The organism is Actinomycetospora sp. 2LY8.5 (assembly GCF_057180585.1).
Window position 1 is genome coordinate 24,638 of the sequence record NZ_JBXUHE010000037.1, and the last position, 19,647, is coordinate 44,284.

The window sequence follows — 19,647 nt, forward strand, 5'->3', positions numbered from 1 at the left end:
CCGCGGGCCGACACCCTGCCCGCCGCGGCTCCTCGTTGCGCGCGGCCGCCCGACGAGCGATGATGTGACTCGTCGATAACTGTCAAATCATCGATGCGCTCCGGAGCGGCTCATGCAACTCGCACTGCACATCAACGACTACTCGTCCTTCGGAGCTCCCGACGAGATCGGCACTCGCCTGGCCAGAGTCGCGAGCACGGCGGAGGAGGTCGGCTTCTCCCGGCTGAGCCTGACCGACCACGTCTGGCAGATCAGCCTCATCGGTGAGGAGGACGAGCCGATGCTCGAGTCCTACACCGGCCTCGGCTTCCTCGCCGGCGTGACACGGACGATCGAGCTGCAGACGCTGGTCACGGCGGCGACGTACCGCGCCCCGGGTCTGCTGGGGAAGATCGTCACGACCCTCGACGTACTCTCCGGGGGACGGGCCTGGCTCGGTATCGGCGCCGGCTGGAACGAGGAGGAGGCGACCGGACTCGGGCTGCCCTACGACGCCCCGAGCGGCCGGTACGCCCGCCTCGACGAGACGTTGAGGATCTGCCTCCAGATGTGGAGCGGCAGCCGGGACTCCTTCCGGGGTGAGCACCACCAACTGTCGAGCACGCTGGGTGTCCCGGCGCCGGTGTCACGGCCCCGCCCCCGCATCCTCGTCGGTGGCGGCGGCGAGCGCGTCACGCTGCGCATCGCGGCGCAGTACGCCGACGCCTTCAACGTCTACGGCGGCCGCGACGCCGGCCAGAAGATCACCCGGCTGACCGAGCACTGCGAGCGGCTCGGGCGCGATCACGAGGAGATCGAGAAGACGGCCGTCCTGCCGCTGGTGACCGACGGCCCCGGAGGCGTCGACGGCCTGCTGGAGGAGCTGCGGCGGCTCCACGACCTCGGATTCACCACGGTCTACGGCTCCGTGCCGGACGTCGGAGCCCGCACGCCGCTGGAGACGCTCGGTTCGAAGGTGATCCCGGAGGTCCGGACCTGGTGAGCGGCACCAGGACGACGACACGGACGACGACACGGACGACCACGACCCAGCGGCAGGGAGGAACGGGATGAACGTCGAAGACATGATCATGGTGAGCATCGACGACCACGTGGTCGAGCCGCCCGACATGTTCGACCGCCACGTGCCCGCGAAGTACCGGGACGAGGCACCCAAGTCGATCATGGATGAGAACGGCTACGAGAAGTGGTGGTTCCAGGGCGTCCCCAGCGTCTCGACCAGCCTCAACGCCGTCGTCGGCTGGCCGAACGAGGAGTGGGGCCTCAACCCCTCGACCTTCGCGGAGATGCGGCCGGGCAGCTACGACGTGCACGAGCGGGTTCGCGACATGAACCGCAACGGCATCCTCGCGTCGATGTGCTTCCCGTCGTTCGCCGGCTTCAGCGCGCGGTTCTTCCAGGAGGCCGAGGACAAGGACCTCGCGCTGATCATGCTCAAGGCCTACAACGACTGGCACGTCGACGAGTGGGCGGCGAGCTACCCGGGCCGGTTCATCCCGGTCGCGCTGGGGCCGGTGTGGCACCCCGAGGAGCTCGCCGCCGAGGTGCACCGGATGGCGGCCAAGGGCGTACGTGCCGTGACCATGCCGGAGCTGCCGCACCTGCAGGGGCTGCCCAGTTACCACGACCTCGAGTACTGGGGCCCCTTCTTCCGGGCCGCCTCGGAAACCCAGACGGTCATGTGTCTGCACATCGGTCAGGGCTTCGGAGCGATCCGCAGCGCCCCGGACGCGCCGGTGGACAACATGATCATCCTGGCGACCCAGGTGTCGACCTTCGCCGCCCAGGATCTGCTCTGGGGCGGAGCCATGACGGCCTACCCCGACTTGAAGATCGCCTGGTCGGAGGCGGGCATCGGGTGGATCCCGTTCTACCTCGACCGCTGCGACCGGCACTACACGAACCAGCGGTGGCTGGGCCACGACTTCGGCGGCAAGCTGCCCAGCGACATCTTCCGCGAGCACTCGTTGGCCTGTTACGTCACTGATCCGACCGCGCTGAAGGTCCGGCACGACATCGGTCTGGACATCATCGCGTGGGAGTGCGACTACCCGCATTCCGACACGATCTGGCCGAACGCCCCCGAGTTCGTCCTCAACGAGATGAACGGGGCCGGCGCCACCGACCCGGAGATCAGCAAGATCCTCTGGGAGAACACCTGTCGGTTCTTCCGATGGGACCCCTTCCGGCACATCTCACGCTCCGACGCCACGGTCGGCGCGCTGCGGGCGCAGTCGCCGGACGTCGACACCACGGTGCGCTCCAAGCACGAGTGGCGTGAGCTCTACGAGCTGGCGCACTCCTGACCGCCTCCGGCGCGCACGGCCTCGGGCTCGTGCGCGCCGGACACGGCGTTGCGGGAGCGATCGATCCCAGGAGGAGCAGTGAGCGACCTCGGCCTGATCCGGGCGGACATGCTCGCGATCGTCGGCCAGCCCTACGACCACCGCGTGTCGCATCCGATCGCCGCCTCCGACATCCGACGCTGGGCGATCGCGATCCACTTCCCGGCCCCGCCTCCGGGGCGGTACACCTCCTCGGGGTCGGCCGACGAGCACCTCCTGGTCGCCCCGCTCGACTTCAACCCGTTCGCGTGGGGCCCGGCCGAGGTCCACCCCACCGGGCGCGAGATACCGGCCGACCCCGGGTACGCCGCCATCGGCGCCATGGAGCACCGGCTCGGGATCGACCCGCCCGCGCTGCACCGCGTCCTCAACGGGGGTGTCTCGGCCGACTATTCCGGGACCCGGATGCGGCCGGGGGACGTGGTCACCGCGGAGTCGGCCGTCTCCGGCTACTCCGAGCGCGAGGGACGCCTCGGCGCCATGCTGCTCACCGAGGTGACCACGACCTGGACCACCCAGGACGGGGAGCAGATCAAGACCCAGAACATGACGCTGATCCGCTACTGAACGTGCGCGCGGCTCCCGAGAGCCCGGCTCGGGGCGGCCGAGCATCGTCCCGCACCGCAGGAGGAGACATGGCCGAGACCACGCCGGGCACCCGGGTCGCACGCCCCCCGGAGGTCGGGGACGCGCTGCCGCCGTTCGTGCGGGCCGCCGGATTCGAGGTCTGGAACCGCTTCGCCGCGGTCAACGACGAGTTCGTGAACATCCACATGGACGATGCCGCCGGGCAGGCGGCCGGCTATCCGGGCGCCATCGGGATGGGGAACCTGGTCTGGTCCTGGTTGCACGCCACTGTCGAGGGCTGGATCGGAGAGCACGGTGAGCTCGAGCATCTCCGGTGCCGGTTCACGGCGCCGGCCCTCAAGGGCGACGAGATCACCTGTGGCGGCGTGGTCACCGCCCGGGAGGACGCCCCGGACGGGTCGACACTGCTCACGCTCGACCTGTGGGCCGACGACGCCTCGGCTCGCCGCCTCGCGCCGGGGACGGCCACCGTGCGATTCACCGGCTGATACCGGCGCCACCGGCGTGTGCGGTCACCGAGACGCGGTCGGCACCGGACAGGACGAGGGGCCGGAAGCGGACGAAGGCGGCGGGCGCACCGAAGGCCACGACACCGACGAGGGAGCCCCCGAGAAGTACCCGACCACCGTGCCCTTGATCGGCCCGCCGTCGAGGCCGTTCCCGGACAGGCACACGACCTCGTCCGCGACGTCCGTGCGCCCCAGACACTGAGGGTCCCGACCTCGGAACCCAGCGCCCGTGCGCACGGCACCGAGAACGCCTCGAGCACGGTGACCTCGACACCCCGGCCGAGCGCGGCCCATGCGACCTCGGCGCCGATGAACCCACCGCCGACCACGATGAGTGAACGCGTGGTGCGGAACGCCGCCCGCAGCGCGAGGGCGTCGTCCAGGGTGCGCAGCGTCAGCGCCCCCGCCGGCTGCCCGGGCAACCGGCGGGCCACCGCCCCCGTGGCCACCACGACGGCGTCGGAGCGTGCGGCTCGTCCCCGAGCAGGGTGATGCGGCCGGCGTAGCCGTTCGTTCGCAGGTGCTCGATCGTCCGGACCCCTCCGAGGCCGGCGCCGACCACGGTGACGTGCTCAGGGACCGGCCTCACGCCGCACCCGGGGTGTCGGGGACCGACGCGACGGAGACGGGCCGTCGCCAGAACACGGCGAGCTGTGCCGCCGCGGCCGCCACGCCGAGGCCGGCGGCGACCCCGGCCGCCGCGGGGCCGCTCGCGCGCCGTTCGAGACCGAGGGCGGCGTCGACGCTGTACCGGCCGGGCCCGAGTGCGGCCAGCGCGGTGCTCGCCATGGCGAGGTTCAGCACGTACTCCCAGCCCTCCTGATTGATGAAGAAGCCGTGCGGCTGGTGGACCGTGCGCGCGGCGACGGCCATCGTGCCGACGACCGCCGACGCCGCGAGGGGGGTGGCTGCCCCGGCGACCAGGGCGCCGCCCGCGCCGACCTCCACCACCGCGCTGAGCCGGGCCTGCCACCGCGGCTGCCGGAACCCGATCGAGGAGAACCAGCCGGCGGTGCCCTCGAGGGTCCGGCCGTGCTTGATCCCGTGGGTGATCAGGGTGCTCCCCACCACCCCCCGCAGCAGCAGTCGGGCCAGCTCGGTACCCGCGCCGCCGCGCCGCGCTCGCCGCGACATCGATGGCTCCTCTCGTCGTCGTTCCCGGAGTCCCGGGCCCCGTGGGCGCGGGACCTGGGCGCTCAGTCCGAGGCGGGCAGGGGCTGCGCGCTCTTCGGCGCCACCTCGACCCCGTCCACCGCCACCGGGTACTCGCCCGGCTTCACGCACAGCAGCTCCAGGTCCGCGCCCGTGTAGCGCTTCCCGAGCTGCAGTCCCGAGCCCGCCGCGTCGTCCGACGGCGCGACCCGTTCGCCCGTCGCGCCCGGCAGCGTCATGGTGCGGCCGCCGCACGTCACCGTCAGGTCCCGGTCGGGGGCCCGCACGACGACGAGCGAGGTCGCGTCCACCGTGCTCTCCAGGGTCGTGCCCACCGTCAGCTTCATCTCGTCTGCTCCTGCCCAGTTCGCGGTCGATCCGGTCGTCGTTCGATCACGGCACGGCCCGATCACGGCACGGCCCGATCACGGCACGGTGAGGCCCACGAGCTTGACGTCGAGGTACTCGTCGATGCCCTCGGTACCGCCCTCCCTGCCGAGGCCGCTGGCCCCGACCCCGCCGAACGGCGCTGCCGCGGCGGTCGGGTTGATGTCGTTGATCCCGACGATCCCGAACCGCAGCGCCTCGGCCACACGCACGGCGCGGCCCAGGTCACGGGTGTAGAGGTAGGACGCGAGGCCGTACTCGGTGTCGTTGGCCCGGGCGACGACCTCGTCCTCGTCGTCGAACGCGACGATCGCGGCCACGGGGCCGAAGGTCTCCTCCCGGTAGATCCGCATCGATTCGTCGACGTCGGCCAGCACGGTCGGTGCGTAGAACCGGCCGGCGTCGAGGCCGTCCTCGGTCAGGCGCGTGCCCCCGACCAGCAGCCGGGCGCCGCGGGCGAGTGCGTCGTCGACCTGATCGGCCACCTTCGCCAGCGCGGCGTCGTCGACCAGCGGTCCGACGCCGACCCCCTCCCGGTCGCCGGGCCCGGCCACGAGACGGCCCGCTCGCGACACGAGCTCCTCCGTGAACGCCGGAAGCACCGAGCGGTGGACGAAGATGCGGTTCGGACTGATGCAGGCCTGGCCGGTGTTCAGGAACTTCACCAGGGCGGTGCCCTTGGCGGCGTGCACCGGGTCGGCGTCGCCGAAGACGATCATCGGGGCGTGGCCGCCCAGCTCCATCGACACCCGCTTCATCGTCGCCGTCGCGCGGGCGGCCAGGTGCTTGCCGACCTCGGTGGACCCGGTGAAGGTCAGCTTGCGCACCGCCGGCGAGTCGATCAGCTGGTCACCGACGAGGGCCGGTCGGCTGGTGGTCAGGAGGTTCAGGACGCCCGGCGGGACGCCGGCCTCGGCCAGCAACTCGACGACGGCGACCGCGCACAGCGGGGTCTGCTCCGCGGGCTTGACCACGATCGAGCACCCGGCGGCCAGGGCGGGCGCGACCTTCCGCGTGATCATCGAGATCGGGTAGTTCCACGGCGTGATCCCGGCGACCACCCCGACGGGCTGCCGCAGCACCGAGAACCGCTGGTCGGCCCGGGCCGACGGGATGGTGCTCCCCCGCACCCGCTTGCCCTCCTCGGCGAACCACGACAGGAAGTCCGCCGCGTAGCGAACCTCGTTGAGAGCCGCCTTGAGCGGCTTGCCCTGTTCGAGGACCATCAGGTCGGCGAGGTCCCCGAGCCGTCGCCGCATGAGCCCCTGGGCGTCCCACAGGACCTCCGCACGGCGGTAGGGCGTCTCGGCCCGCCAGACGTCGAAGCCCTCCTCGGCGGCCGCGACCGCCCGGCGGGCGTCCTCGACACCGCCGTCGGACACCCGGGCGATGAGCGTGCCCCGGGCCGGGTCGCGAACGTCGTACACCCGGCCGTCGGCGGCGCCCTGCCATTTGCCCTGGACGAAGAGCGTGTCGCCGCCGTACATCGCGTAGCCATCTGGCATTTCTAAATCTTTCATAATGTTGAGCAGTTTAGCCGGACCGGGCACCGCGGTCGAGTTCGCGCGCACGTCACTCGCGGCGCAGCAGGAGGACCCCGCTCGGCGTCAGGCCACCGCTGCTCACGACCGCGACACGGGCTGCGGGGATCTGGCGCGCACCGGCGTCGCCGCGCAGCTGCTGGACCGCCTCCTGCACCAGACCCATCCCGTGGGTGCGTCCGTGCGAGAGCTGGCCGCCATGGGTGTTCAGCGGCAGGACCCCGTCCCGTGAGATGTTCTTCCCGCTGTCCAGGAAGTCCTTGGCTCCGCCCAGCTCGCAGAAGCCCAGCGCCTCGATCCAGGACAGGCAGTTGAAGGTGAAGCCGTCGTAGAGCAGGGCGACGTCGACGTCGTCGGGGCGCAGCGAGGTCCGGGTCCACAGGTGCGTGGCGGGGCCGAGCACCTGCGGCTCGTGGGTCGACGTGCTCTGATCCCACTCCAGCCGCTCGACGACCTGCGTGCCGGCCGCCTCGATGCGCACCGGTGGCCGTCGCAGGTCCGGGGTCGCCTCCGCGGCGGACACGACGACCGCGATCGCCGCGTCACAGGGGACGTCGCAGTCGTAGAGCCCGAACGGCGTCGTGATCGTCCGGGCGCCGAGGTAGTCGTCCATGGTGAGCGGCTCGCGGTAGATCGCGTCGGGGTGCAGGGCCGCGTTCGCCCGCTGGTTGAGCGCGATCCATCCCAGCGTCTCCCGGGAGGTGCCGTACCGGTGGAAGTGGCGTTGAGCGGTCTGGGCCAGCACGTGGGCGGCCGAGGTGGCCCCGAACGGCATCCCCCAGCCCATGTCCCCGCTCACCCGCCCCGCCCCGGTGGGCAGGCGCCCGCTGCGCAGCAGCGCGTCGTGGGTGGATTGCCACACGGTGCGGAAGCACAACACGTGGCGGACGAGGCCGGCGGAGACGGCCAGCATCGCCGCGACCACCGAGCCCCCGGGGCCGAAGGTCTCGCCACCCCCGTTGAACCAGGTCGGTCGCACGCGCAGCGCCGCCTCCAGGGCGGTCACCCCGCCCTCCCCCATGCCGTGCTCGAGCCCGCCGCCCGGGTAGGTGGACAGACCGTCGACCTCGTCGGGGGTGAGTCCGGCGTCGTCGAGCGCCGCCCGGCACGCCTCGACGGTCAGGGCGAGCGGGTCGACGCCGAGGCGCCGTCCGATCCGCGAGGAACCGACCCCGGACAGCACCGCGTCGTCCTCGTACCGGTGCGTCGTGCGGGGCGGTCGGACGAGGGTGCGAACGGTCTCGGCAGGCACCTCGTCCGCCGGCAGCGGGTCGGGGTACGCAGGCTGCTCGGGCGTCGGCCGGAACAGCGGCAGCCAGACGTCCTCGACGTGCTCGAACTCGACCTGCATCCGCATGCCCAGGTACAGGTCGTCCTCTTCGGAGCCGACGATGCGTGTCGTCAACCGGGCCCGGGGGTCCTCGGCGAGGGCCACCTGCGCGACGATCGACGGCGAGGGCAGCCCGGGCAGGTGGAACCGGTGGCTGACGGTGAAGCCGAACAGGGTGCCGGACCCCGAGACCGCCTCGACGTCGAGCTGCGTCGCGAGGCAGTACGGGCAGACCGGCTTCGGGGGATGGACCAGCGCCGCGCAGGAGGCGCAGCGCTGGACCCGCAGCCGCCCGTCGGCTCCCGAGCTCCAGTAGAACTCGGTGAGCGGCGTGACGAACGGCAGTGGGCGCCCCGGCGCGGTCACCCGCCGACCTCGGCGGGGTTTCTCCGGGCGGTCACCGGCTCGGCGATGCGCTGCTCGTCGACCACCTGCTGCATTCGCGCAATGGTCTCCTCGAGTCCCGGCCCCTGCCGCCGTCCGGGGGTGAAGGTCGCCGGGAGGTGCTTCATGCCGTTGATGACGCCGACCGTGTCGTAGTGCACCGCGCCGGCGGGGTCGCACACGAAGTCGGGCATCCGGTCCAGGACGGCGGTGAGCATGGTCTTGAACGCGGCCCGCGCGACGTTGGACCCGATGCAGCGGTGAATGCCCAGCCCGAAGCTGGCGTGCCGGTTGCCGCCACGCTCGAGATGGACGCTGTGCGGGTCGGGGAAGATCTTCTCGTCGCGGTTGGCCATCGCCCACGAGAGCCACAGCCGCTCGCCCTCACGGAACTCCGTGCCGTTGATCTCGCAGTCCGCCGCGATCGTGCGCCCGTCCCCGACCGCTGGGGTGTAGAAGCGCAGGAACTCCTCGGTGGCGCTGTCGAGCAGGGTGTCGCGCTCCCAGCTGAGTCGTTCCCGCTCCGCGGGGTTCTCCGAGAGCCACTCCAGCGCGTGCGCGGACAGGGCGGTGGTGGTGTCGAACCCGCCGCCGATGAGCAGCATGAGCACACCGAGGATCTCGAGGTCGTCGGGTCGCCGGCCGTTGATCTCGCAGGTCACCAGCTCGTGGATCAGGCCCGGTCGCGGCGCCGCCCGGACCTCGTGGACGGTCTCCATCATCCGGACGCCCATCTGGCGGCTCAGCTCCATCACGCGCGGATGGTCGGGCGAGTCCGGCGAGGTGTAGACGCCCGCGTGCGCGGGTTCGCAGTAGACGTCCCAGTCCTTCATCGGCGCACCGAGCAGGCCCATCGTCAGGACCGCCGGAACGATGTTGGCGAGGTCGTCGACGAAGTCGATGCGCCCGGACTCGATCACCTCGTCCAGGCAGGCGCGGGTGAGCTCCGCCATGACCGGCTTCCACCGCGCCACCGCCGCCGGGGACAGGTACGGGTTGAGCCTCTGCCGGTAGTAGCGCTGCTCGGGCGGGTCCATCTCCAGGAAGCCACCACGCTGTCCACGGTGCTCGACGTGGGGTCGGTGCGGGATGCTGATGCCGTGGTAACCACGGTCGGTGCCGTTGACGTCGTTGTCGTTGGAGAGCACGTCGGCACGCCGGGCGATGTCGAAGAGCTCCTTGTTCCCGCTGACGAACCAGTACCCGCCGTGGGTCTCGTTCCAGGCCACCGGGCAGCGGCGATGGAACTCGTCGGTCAGATCCTCGAACTCGGTGCGGTACCTCGTCGAGTGCCGGTCGAGGTCGATCGCCGGGCCGGGTGCCGCCTGGACCGGGCAGCGGCCGCCCTCGGTCGAGGGGGTCTCGTCGATGCTCATGGTCGTACGCCTCCGCGTCAGGCTCGCTCGGTGGACGACAGGACGGACAGGACGATCGCCTGCTCGGGGCAGGAACGGGCTGCGGCCTCGGCGAGCCGTTCCTGATCGGCGGGCACGTCCTCGCAGAGGGCGTAGGCGTGTCCGTCCTCGTCCCTCAGGCCGAAGAGCTCGGGTGCCGTCATCGCGCACAGGGTGTGGCCCTGGCAGATGTCGGGGTCGACACGGACCTTCATGGTGGTGGCCTCCCGTGGGTCGGTGGTGGACGCCGTGGACGGTCGGATCGGTGGGGAGTGGGTCGGGCTCAACCGGCGTCCGCGGGGTAGGCGATGGTCTTGACCTCGAGGAAGTCGAGGAGGCCCTCGGTGCCCCACTCGCGGCCGACGCCGCTCTGCTTGTAGCCGCCGAACGGGGACTCGACGTCGAACCACTGGCCGCCGTTCACGCTCACCGTCCCGGTGCGGAAGCGGCGGGCCATCGCGATCGCCCGGTCGAGGTCCGCGCTGTGGACCGCGGTCGACAAGCCGTACACGGTGCCGTCGGCGATCCGCAGCGCGTCCTCGTCGTCGTCGAACGGCAGGACGACGAGCGCCGGACCGAAGATCTCCTCCTGGGCGACGGCCGCCTTCGGGTCGACGTCGGTGATCAGGGTCGGCTCGACCCAGTACCCGCGGTCGAAGCGGTCGCCGGTGCCGCCACCGACCACCACGCGGCCGTCGCGGCGGGCGGACTCGTAGTAGCCCAGGATGCTGTCGCGCTGACGCGCGTTGACCACCGGGCCCATGATGTTCTGCGGGTCGGTGGGGTCGCCCCACGGGACCTGCTCCATCGTCGCGGCCGCGATCCCGACCGCCTCGTCGAGCCGCTCGCGGGGCACCAGCAGGCGGGTCAGCTGGGTGCAGCCCTGGCCGGCGTGGGCGCAGACCCCGCCGGCGACGCCGGGGACGACGGCGGTCAGGTCCGTGTCGTCGAGCAGGACGGCCGCGGACTTCCCGCCGAGCTCGAGGGTGACCCGCTTGACGGTCTCCGCGGCCGACCCCATGACCTTGCGGCCGGTCGCGGTCGAGCCGGTGAGGGTGACGGCGTCGACGTCCGGATGGGTCGTGAGGATCCGGGCCACGTCGGTGTCGGCCGTCGTCACGACGTTGAGCACGCCGGGGGGCAGGTCGGTGGCACGGGCGGCGATCTCGCCGAGGGCCAGAGCCGTGCGGGGGGTGTCGGGCGCGGGCTTGAGCACGACGGTGCATCCGGCGGCCAGCGCCGCCGAGACCTTGCAGATGTCGAGGTAGAACGGGTAGTTCCACGGCGTGATCGCCGCGACGACCCCGGCCGCCTCCTGACGCAGGATCCGTCCGGCCGGCGCGCCGAAGATCTCCTTCGGGGGCAGGTGCCGTTCGAACTCGTGGGCGCCGAGCAGGTCGACGTAGTGGTCGATGAAGCCGATCGGCGCCTCGAGCTGGATACCGGCGGTGAGCATCACCGGGCTGCCGACCTCGGCGACCACCAGCGAGCGCAGAGCCTCGACCTCGGCGCGCAGGGCGTCGCGCAGCTGGCGCAGGCAGTGCCGGCGCAGCTCGGTGTCGGTCGACCAGCCGGTCGTGTCGAAGGCCCGGCGCGCGGCCCCGACGGCGCGCTCGATGTCGGCCGCGTCGGCGTCCGGGGCCGCCCCGATGACCTCCTCGGTGGCCGGATTCAGGTCGTCGAAGGTCCGGCCGCTCCCGCTCGCGACCAGATCGCCGTCGATCAGCAGATGTTCACCGAGTACGGGCATGAGGGCTCCTGGACGGACGTGGGGCGAGGACGGCGACACGGGCGTCACGTCCCCGTCGTGGACGCGGTGCCGGCGAGCTGGGCGCGGTGCGCCGGATCGAGCAGGTCCCCGAGCACCCGGTGGGCCTCGGCCAGGACCCCCAGGTCGGCGCCGAGCTCGGCGGCCACGTCACGGACGACGGCCAGATCCTTGCCGAGGAACTCGCCGACGTCGTGGGCGAAGGTGGCGACGTCGCCGGACGCCGCGACCCCGTCACGCGCCCGACTCGCGCCGCTGCCGTGCGACAGTCCGGTCACCACGCTCTCGGCGCTCACGCCGAGCCGGCCGGCGAACCGCAGGGCCTGCGCGAGCACGCCGATGTTGGCGGCGAAGACCGCGTTGTTGACCAGCTTCACCAGCTGGCCGGCGCCCGGGTCACCGAGGTGGAGGACGGGGTCGCCGTACGCCCCGAGCACCGGACGGGCGCGCTCGAGACCGGCCGACGTCGCACCCGTGTAGAGGGTCACGTGTCCCGTGTCGATGTCGCGTGGCCCGCCGCTGATCGGTGCGTCGACGACCTCGACGTCCCGAGACCGCCCTGCGCGCACCAGCTCGGCGATGGTGGTCGGGCTGCCGGTGGTGTGGACGACCAGCACCGTGCCGGGGGCCATCGCCGCGAGCAGACCGCCGTCGAGCGCGACCTGGCGCACCTGGGGGTCGGCGTAGACGCAGAGCCCGACGACGGCAGCACCCTCGGCGACGGCCGCGACGTCGGTGGTCGTCGCGGCACCGAGGGCGGCGAGGGTGCTGCGCACCTCCGGCGAGCTGTCGGCCACACGGACCAGGTGACCGGTGCCGAGGAGCCGCCGCACCATGGGCAGGCCGATCCGGCCCGCCCCGACGAAACCGACGGTCGGAATGGTCACCGCGGGTGTCCCATCGAGGCGAGGCCGGCGTCGGCGGCGTCGAGCACGGCCCCCGCCTTCACCCCGGCGGTGTCGGCGAGCTCGACCAGGAGCCCCACGTCCTTGCGCAGCAGCGGACCGGCCTGCGGGCCCAGGGGGGCGAGGGAGAAGTCGGGCCCGCGCACCGTCCTGGCCCCGTAGCTCGCGCCGGAGCCGTGGGCGAGAACGTCCTGGAGCGAGGCCGGGTCGACGCCGAGGCGGTCGGCCAGCTCGAACGCGCTCTCGGCCACTGCGAGGTTCGCCGTGAGCACCAGATTGTTGATCAACTTCGCGCGCTGACCGCTCCCGACGGGTCCCAGGTGGACGACCGGGTCGCCGAACGTCGCGAGGACCGGTCGCACCCGATCGACCGTCGGGGCCTCACCCCCGACCATCACCAGCAGGCGCCCGCGCTCGGCGGCAGGCCGGCCACCGCTCACCGCGGCGTCGACGAGGGCGACCCCTCGGCCGGCGGCCTCGTCGGCGAGCCGGCGGCAGGTGTCGGGGTGCACCGTGCTGTGCACCGCGATCACGCCGCCGGGCCCGAGACCCGCGAACAGGCCGTGGGGCCCGGACACGACGTCCACGACCCCGTCGTCGTCGCGCACGCACACCCCGACGACGTCGCTGCACGCGGCGAGCTCGGCCGGGGTACCTGCCGTCGCCGCCGCCGTGTCGGCGAAGGGCGCGAGACTCTCGGGGCGGCGCGCCCACAGGGTGGTCGGGTGGCCCGCGTCCACGATGCGCCGGGCCATCGGCCCGCCCTGGCTGCCGAGCCCGATGAAGCCGACCCGCAGCGCGCCGTCGGCCGTCACGTGACCGCCCCGGCGATCTTCAGCTCGAGCAGTTGCTCGTCGGTCGTCCCGAGCTCGCGGAGGATCTCGTCGGTGTGCTCGGCGAACAGCGGGCCGCGACGCAGCTGCGCCGGCTCACGGTCGAACTGCACCGGGTTGGCGACGAGCTGGCGCGTGACCCCCTCGGCGTCGACGACGTCGGCGATCTGCCCGATCCCGCGCAGGGCCGGGTCGTGGCCGACCTCGTACGTGTTCTGGACGACCGCCCACTGGCCTTCCATCCCGTCGAAGGCCGCGACCCACTCGTCCTTGGTCCGGCCTCGGAGGATCTCCGCGACGATCTCGGCCGCCTCCGCGGAGTTGGCCATCAGCTTCTCCGCCGAGTCGAAGCGCTCGTCGGAGGCCAGCTCGGGTCGACCGACGTACGCGCAGAACTCGGGCCAGTAGCGGCCCGGCTGGAGCATCACCAGCGAGAGCCACCGGTCGTCGGCGGTGAGGTACATCCCGGTCAACGGGTTGGTGGCGTTGCCGGCTCGCGGATCGGGCTTGGGCAGGGGACCACCCGCCATCAGCGAGAGGTTGACGTTGAGCTGGTTGGCCCAGGCACCGACGCCGAGCAGGGAGATGTCGACGGTCGGGGCGACACCGGCGCGCTCGCGGGTCAGCAGGGCCGCGGCGATGCCGCCGGCGATGGTCATCCCGCCGATGTTGTCGCCGTACGCGCCCCCCGGCTGCCCGATGACGAGGTCGTACCCGGGCGGCGTCGCGGAGTCGGCGCTGCCGCCGCGGGCCCAGAACGCCGTCCCGTCGTAACCGCCCTTGTCCGCCTCCGGCCCGCTGTGGGCGAAACCGGTGCCGAGTGCGTACACGATGCGGGGGTTGATCGCACGGACCTCGTCGAGGTCGATGCCGAGCTTGGCACGGGCGCTGGGCAGGAAGTTGGTCAGGAAGACGTCGCTGGAGCGGATCAGCTCCCGCAGCACCTCGGCCGATCCCGGCTTCCCCAGGGCCAGGCCGAGGCTGCGCTTGCCCCGGTTGGGCCCGTCCATGATCGGAGCGAAGCTCGAGCCCTTCGAGACGACGTCCTGCCCGAGGGCCTTGACCAGGCCACGCTGAGCGTCGCCGGACTCCGCGTGCTCGATCTTGATGACGTCCGCTCCCCAGTCGGCGAGCACCGCGCCCGCCGACGGCACGAACGTGAACTGGGCGACCTCGAGGACGCGGATACCCTGCATCGGTGTGACCACGTGAGGAACCTCGATCTCTGCGCGCGGGGACCCGAAGGACCGAATCACTTCCATAAAAGTCTAACCGTCGAAATATGACGGGACAAGCCCGAGCCCGCTCAGGCGCTCTCGAGGACGAAGTCGGCCGCCCGCCAGGCCATGGCCATCATCGGGGCGTTGAGGTTGCCCGAGACCATGGACGGGAGCACCGAGGTGTCGACGACGCGCAGGCCCTCGACACCACGCACGCGCAGCCGGCTGTCGACCACCGCGGCGTCGTCCGGGCCCATCGCGCACGCCCCGGAGGCGTGGTAACCGGGACCGCCGTAGAGGAAGCCGGACTCGAGCACGTCGTCGCCGTCCTCGACCACGGCTCCGGGCTGGATCTCCATCACGATCTCGTCGGCGATCGGGGACTGTCGCAGGATCTCCCGCATCCGCCGGAACATCCCCACCGACACCTCGCGGTCGTGGTCGGTGCTCAGGTATCCGGGGTCCAGGCGCAGCGGAGCCGACGGGTCACGCGTCGTGATGTGGGCCGAGCCGACGCTGGTCGGGCGCAGGGCGAAACCCAACATGGAGGCGCCGGGGCGGTCCTCCACCCCGTAGGACGGGGGTGCCCAACCCATCGTGAACGGAGCGAGCAGGACCTGGGCGTCCGGGCGCCGGGCGGTGTCGGTGGCGCGGAAGAACGCCAGCATCTCGTACGCGGGGGTGCCGATGGGCCCGCCCCGGTCCAGCAGGTACTTCGCGCCGCTGACCGCCTGACGCAGCGGCCTGGCCAGGGCCTTGTTGTAGCCGATGTCCGAGCGCAGGCGGACCTGCAACGGGAAGCAGCGGTGCTCGCGCAGACCCTCGCCCACCCGCGGGCTGTCGACCCGCACGGTGATCCCCGCGGCGGTGAGGACCTCCCGCGGCCCGATACCCGAGAGCTCGAGCAGGTGCGGCGAGCCCAGGTTGCCGGCCGAGAGGATCACTTCCCTGCGGGCACGGAACAGGGTGGCGGCGTCACCGACGCGCGCCGCGACACCGACGGCGCGCTCACGCTCGACGATCACCTCCGTGACGTGCACCCCGTCGCGGACGGTCAGGTTGGGCCGCCGCTCGACCGGGCGCAGGAAGGCCTTGGCCGCGCTCTGGCGCAGACCTCGGCGGATCGTGCCGGGCGTGTAGCCGATGCGCTCCTCGTCGGAGGAGTTGACGTCGTCGGTGCGCTTGACACCGAGCGCGGAGGCCGCGTCCATCATCATCTCGGACACGGGCTCGGGCCGGGTCTGCACGGTGATCCCCAGCGGGCCCCCCTCGCCCCGCACCGGGGAGGCGCCCAGGTTGTGGTCCTCGATGGCGCGGAAGACCGGCAGGATGTCCTCCCATCCCCACCCGGGGTTCCCCAGCTCGACCAGATGGTCGTAGTCGGGCTGCCCACCGCGGTTGTAGACCATGCCGTTGATCGAGCTGGAGCCGCCGATCACTTTGCCGCGGGTCCAGTACTCGGTCTGACCGCGGGGACCGAAAGGCACGGTCGGGTTCACCCACATCTTGTCCGGGCCCACCATCGCCAGGCCCTTGGGAACGTGGACCCACGGGCTGCGATCCCCGCCGCCGGCCTCGAGCAGCAGGACGGATCGGCCGGGATCGGCGCTGAGACGGTGGGCCAGCACGCAACCGGCCGATCCCGCCCCGACGATGACGTAGTCGTACTCGCTCATGGTGCCTTCTCGGGTCGGGATGTCAGACGGTGAAGCGGAGGGCGCCGTCGATGCGGATGACCTCGCCGTTGAGGTAGTCGTTCTCGGCGATCTGGAGGGCGAGGCCGGCGTACTCGTCGGCGCGGCCCATCCGTTGCGGGTTGGGGACCCCCTGGCCCCACCGAGCCTGGGCCTCGTCCTCGCTGACGCCGTAGGCGGGCGTGAAGAACGTGCCGGGCGCGATGCACATGACGCGGACACCGGCGGGGGCGAGGTCGCGGGCGGCGGCGAGGGTCAGGCTGATCACGCCGCCCTTCGCCGCGGCGTAGTCGGTCTGGCCGACCTGGCTCTCGAACCCGGCGATCGACGCCGTCGTGACGACCACCCCCCGCTGGGCGGACTCCAGCGGATCGTTCGCGCTCATCGCGGCGGCGGCCGTGCTGAGCACGGTGAAGGTGCCGCCGAGGAAGACGTCGGTGGTCCGCCGGAACACCTCGGAGGGATACGGCTCGCCCCGCCGGTTGACGATCCGGCGGGCCGCGGCGGGACCCCCGTGGACCGCGACGGCGATCCGGAGCGTGCCGAGCTCGCCCGCCGCGGTGACCGCGTCCTGGACGGACTGCTCGTCGGTGACGTCGGTGCCGACGAAGCGCGTGCGGTGACTGCCCAGCTCGGCCTCGAGGGCCTTGCCCCTGTCCTCGGCGAGGTCGGCGAGGACCACGCCGACGCCGGCGTCGACCAGGCGGCGCACGGTCGCCTCGCCGAAGCCGCCGGCTCCGCCGACGACCAGCGCCGACGCTCCGCTCAGATCCATGCGTCCTCCTCGATGATGTGGCACTCGCGTGCCTCGGGGGACCGGCCCGGGGACCGGTCACGCCGGCACGGTGTCCTCGGGGACCACGAGGGCGACGAGGTCACGGCGCAGGACCTTGCCGGTCGCCGTGGTGGGGAGCTCGGCGACGAAATGCACGAACTCCGGGGTCTTCGACCCGCGCAGGCGCTCGCGGACCCAGGCCCGCAGCTCCGCGGCGTCCGCCCGGGCGTCCGGGCGCAGCACCACGAACGCGTCGATCCGCTGACCCCACTCCGCGTCGGGCACCCCGGCCACGACACAGTCCTGCACCGCGACGTGGGTGCCGAGCGCGTCCTCGATCTCGGCGGGGGCGATGTTCTCGCCCCCGCGGATGATCACGTCGTCGGTGCGGCCGCGAACGAAGACGTAGCCGCCGTCGTCGAGGTAGCCGCGATCGCGGGTACGGAACCACCCGTCGGGCCCGAGCATGCTGCCCGCCTCGAGGTACTCGCCCGCGACCTGCGGGCCGCGGACGACGATGTCGCCGACGACGCCGGGCGGGCACGGGTTGCCGTCGTCGTCGTGCACCGCGAGCTCCACCGATGGCAAGGCCCGCCCGACCGAGCCCAGTCGGGCCCGCACCGCGGGATCGGTGCTGGCCGCAGCGTCCCGGTGGTCGTCGGGGCCGAGCACCGCGACCGAGGACGCGGTCTCGGTCAGGCCGTAGGCGTTGACGAAGCCCGTCCCGGGGAACCGGCGCAGGGCCTCCTCGACGACCTCCTGGGCGATCTTGGCCCCGCCGTAGGAGATCGACCGCAGGCAGTCGGGCCCCTCGGTCCCGCGTGAGCGCAGCTCGGCGACGATGCGCGCCAGCATGGTCGGGACGACCATGGCGTGGGTGACGCGCTGCGCGGCGACGACGTCGAGCCACTCGCCGGGGGTGAAGCGGTCCAGGTAGACCACCCGTCGTCCGCTGTAGAGGTTCGACAGCGCGTTCGCCACCGCGGCGATGTGATACGGCGGCACACTGATCAACGTGGCCGCGTCCTCCTCGACGGCACCGAACTCGACGGAGCCGAAGAGGTAGGCCGCCAGGTTGCGGTGCCGCAGCACGGCACTCTTCGGCGCGGCGGTGGTGCCGCTGGTCATGAGCAGCACGGCGACCGCGTCGGCGTCGAGCTGCGGCACGGAGCGCGGCTCCGGGGCCGGCGGCAGCGCCAGGAACGCCTCCGGGTCGATCGTCGTGGCGCCGGGCACGCGCTGCGGGGCGTCGGTCACCACCAGCGGTGCGTCCTGCCGGCTCAGGATCTCGGCGAGCTGCGACCCGCCGAGACGGTAGTTCAGCGGGACGAAGGGCACCCCCGCGAGCGCGGCGGCGAACAGTGCGGTCGGGAACGCCGGCGCGTTGGGGCCCAGGTAGACCAGGCGCCGAGCGCCGTGCGCGGTGACATGGGCCGCGCCCGCCGCCGCCCGTTCACGGAGCTCCGCGCCGGTCAGCCCGTCGGTGCGGTCGCCGAGGAGCACCCGGTCGGGCATGCCGTCGGCGATCATGTCCAGAATCGTGGCGAGGTTCATCGGGTTCGCTGCTCCCTGGCGTCAGCGGCCGCGTTTGACCTGGTGGAACGGGACGTCGCGGTCGGGGGCGTGCTCGCGGGGCATGCCCAGCAGGCGCTCACTGATGATGTTGCGGGAGATCTCGGTGCTCCCCCCGCCCAGGCTGGCGCCCTGGCGCATCAGGTACTCGACGCCGGCGGTGCCGCCCAGGCCGGGCTCCCGCCCGGAGCCGACCGCCACGCTCGCGCCGGCGACCTCGACGGCGACGTCCTCCCCGTGCTGGGCGGCCTCGGCGTGCAGCAGGCGCAGCATCGAGGCGGCCGGCGACGGCAGGGTGCCGTCGGCGATCGCCCGGGACACGCGCGCGACCGTCTGGTCGTGGACCCGTTCCAGCGCGAGCCATCCGCCGACCTTCTCCTGCACCCGCGGATCGTCCGCGCGGCCCGTGCGGTGGGCGAGGTCGAGCGGCGTCGCGCGGGTCCGCGCTCGCCCCAGTCCGCGTCCGCTGACGTAGGGCGAGCCGCCCCCCACGGCGTTGCGCTCGTGGAAGAGCTGGCACGATGCGACCCGCCAACCGTCGTTCACGGCACCGACGACGGCGCTCTCGTCGACGACGACATCGTCGAGGAACTCCTCACAGAACTCGGTCGAACCGTCGACCATGCGGACGCGGTTCATCGTCAGGCCCGGCGCACGGGTGGGGACGAGGAACATGGTCAGGCCGCCGTGCTTGGCGGTGTCCCAGTCGGTCCGAGCGAGGCAGAGTCCCCAGTCGGCGGCGTAGGCCGACGTGCTCCACGTCTTGGCCCCGTTGAGGATCCACCGGTCGCCGTCGCGCTGCGCCCGCGTGGTCACCCCCGCCAGATCCGAGCCGCCGCCCGGCTCGGAGAGGAGCTGGCAGAGGACCTCCTCGCCGCGGACGGCGGCGCCGATCCGCTCGCGCTTCTGCTCCTCGGTGCCCACGTCCAGCAGTGTCGCCGCGCAGATGCTGAAGGTCGGCGTGTTGAGCACCAGGGGCATCTCGTAGCTGTCGGCCTCGTCGGTGAACGCCTCCTGGTGCGCCGGGCTCAGCCCCAGCCCGCCGTACTCGCGGGGGAAGCAGATGCCGGCGAAGCCACCGGCGTAGAGCTTCTGCTGCAGCTCGCGGGCGCGCTCCCAGACGTGGTCGTCGTCACCGGAGGGCGGTGCCGGCGCGCTGTCGTCGCGACGAGGCATGTTCTCCGCCAGCCAGGACCGGGCCCGGGCGCGGAAGGACTCGACGTTCTCGACGGTGCTCGTGCTCACGGTGG

18 protein-coding genes and 1 pseudogene are annotated in these 19,647 nt (G+C 72.4%); 4 read left to right on the forward strand and 15 right to left on the reverse strand.

Features of this window, described 5'->3' with window-relative positions:
- Positions 1-112 precede the first annotated feature (112 nt).
- From AC2A1K_RS28275 to AC2A1K_RS28290, 4 genes are all read left to right on the forward strand, one after another.
- Complete coding sequence (locus AC2A1K_RS28275; RefSeq protein WP_483899681.1) at positions 113-982, forward strand: TIGR03560 family F420-dependent LLM class oxidoreductase; 870 nt, start codon at positions 113-115, stop codon at positions 980-982.
- 67 nt (positions 983-1,049) lie between these two features.
- Positions 1,050-2,306 carry an amidohydrolase family protein gene (locus tag AC2A1K_RS28280; RefSeq protein ID WP_483899682.1) on the forward strand — a complete coding sequence of 419 codons (1,257 nt, stop codon included), beginning with the start codon at positions 1,050-1,052 and terminating at the stop codon, positions 2,304-2,306.
- 78 nt (positions 2,307-2,384) lie between these two features.
- Positions 2,385-2,912, forward strand: coding sequence for an FAS1-like dehydratase domain-containing protein (locus AC2A1K_RS28285; protein ID WP_483899683.1), 528 nt, complete (start codon positions 2,385-2,387; stop codon positions 2,910-2,912).
- A 68-nt stretch (positions 2,913-2,980) separates the two neighbouring features.
- A complete protein-coding gene (locus AC2A1K_RS28290) occupies positions 2,981-3,421 on the forward strand; it encodes a MaoC/PaaZ C-terminal domain-containing protein (RefSeq protein WP_483899684.1) in 441 nt (146 codons plus the stop codon).
- 179 nt (positions 3,422-3,600) lie between these two features.
- Here AC2A1K_RS28290 and AC2A1K_RS28295 read toward each other — a convergent pair.
- From AC2A1K_RS28295 to AC2A1K_RS28365, 15 genes and pseudogenes are all read right to left on the reverse strand, one after another.
- Positions 3,601-3,894, reverse strand: a pseudogene (locus tag AC2A1K_RS28295) (FAD-dependent oxidoreductase); the annotation flags it as partial.
- Between the two features lie 133 nt (positions 3,895-4,027).
- Positions 4,028-4,576, reverse strand: a complete 549-nt coding sequence (locus AC2A1K_RS28300; RefSeq protein ID WP_483899685.1) for a DoxX family protein — start codon at positions 4,574-4,576, stop codon at positions 4,028-4,030.
- Positions 4,577-4,638: 62 nt separating this feature from the next.
- Entirely contained in the window at positions 4,639-4,941 is a 303-nt protein-coding gene (locus AC2A1K_RS28305) for a hypothetical protein (RefSeq protein WP_483899686.1), read from the reverse strand.
- 78 nt (positions 4,942-5,019) lie between these two features.
- On the reverse strand, positions 5,020-6,552 hold the full coding sequence (locus AC2A1K_RS28310; protein WP_483899687.1) for an NAD-dependent succinate-semialdehyde dehydrogenase: 1,533 nt from the start codon (positions 6,550-6,552) through the stop codon (positions 5,020-5,022).
- 1 nt (position 6,553) lies between these two features.
- Positions 6,554-8,218, reverse strand: coding sequence for a thiolase C-terminal domain-containing protein (locus AC2A1K_RS28315; protein ID WP_483899688.1), 1,665 nt, complete (start codon positions 8,216-8,218; stop codon positions 6,554-6,556).
- Complete coding sequence (locus AC2A1K_RS28320) at positions 8,215-9,612, reverse strand: cytochrome P450 (protein ID WP_483899689.1); 1,398 nt, start codon at positions 9,610-9,612, stop codon at positions 8,215-8,217. Before AC2A1K_RS28320 ends, AC2A1K_RS28315 begins: the two co-directional genes overlap by 4 nt.
- Before the next feature lie 17 nt (positions 9,613-9,629).
- Positions 9,630-9,845, reverse strand: a complete 216-nt coding sequence (locus AC2A1K_RS28325) for a ferredoxin (protein WP_483899690.1) — start codon at positions 9,843-9,845, stop codon at positions 9,630-9,632.
- Positions 9,846-9,913: 68 nt separating this feature from the next.
- A complete protein-coding gene (locus AC2A1K_RS28330; RefSeq protein WP_483899691.1) occupies positions 9,914-11,380 on the reverse strand; it encodes an aldehyde dehydrogenase family protein in 1,467 nt (488 codons plus the stop codon).
- Positions 11,381-11,424: 44 nt separating this feature from the next.
- A complete protein-coding gene (locus AC2A1K_RS28335; RefSeq protein WP_483899692.1) occupies positions 11,425-12,285 on the reverse strand; it encodes an NAD(P)-dependent oxidoreductase in 861 nt (286 codons plus the stop codon).
- A complete protein-coding gene (locus AC2A1K_RS28340) occupies positions 12,282-13,118 on the reverse strand; it encodes an NAD(P)-dependent oxidoreductase (protein WP_483899693.1) in 837 nt (278 codons plus the stop codon). Before AC2A1K_RS28340 ends, AC2A1K_RS28335 begins: the two co-directional genes overlap by 4 nt.
- Positions 13,115-14,344 carry a CaiB/BaiF CoA transferase family protein gene (locus tag AC2A1K_RS28345; protein WP_483899694.1) on the reverse strand — a complete coding sequence of 410 codons (1,230 nt, stop codon included), beginning with the start codon at positions 14,342-14,344 and terminating at the stop codon, positions 13,115-13,117. The genes AC2A1K_RS28340 and AC2A1K_RS28345 overlap by 4 nt, the downstream gene beginning before the upstream one ends.
- A 98-nt stretch (positions 14,345-14,442) precedes the next feature.
- A complete protein-coding gene (locus AC2A1K_RS28350) occupies positions 14,443-16,032 on the reverse strand; it encodes a GMC family oxidoreductase (RefSeq protein WP_483899695.1) in 1,590 nt (529 codons plus the stop codon).
- 22 nt (positions 16,033-16,054) lie between these two features.
- Positions 16,055-16,825, reverse strand: coding sequence for an SDR family NAD(P)-dependent oxidoreductase (locus AC2A1K_RS28355; protein WP_483899696.1), 771 nt, complete (start codon positions 16,823-16,825; stop codon positions 16,055-16,057).
- A gap of 57 nt (positions 16,826-16,882) precedes the next feature.
- Positions 16,883-18,379 (reverse strand): class I adenylate-forming enzyme family protein, encoded by a 1,497-nt coding sequence (locus AC2A1K_RS28360; RefSeq protein ID WP_483899697.1) that lies wholly within the window; start codon positions 18,377-18,379, stop codon positions 16,883-16,885.
- 21 nt (positions 18,380-18,400) lie between these two features.
- On the reverse strand, positions 18,401-19,642 hold the full coding sequence (locus AC2A1K_RS28365) for an acyl-CoA dehydrogenase family protein (protein ID WP_483899698.1): 1,242 nt from the start codon (positions 19,640-19,642) through the stop codon (positions 18,401-18,403).
- Positions 19,643-19,647 lie beyond the last annotated feature (5 nt).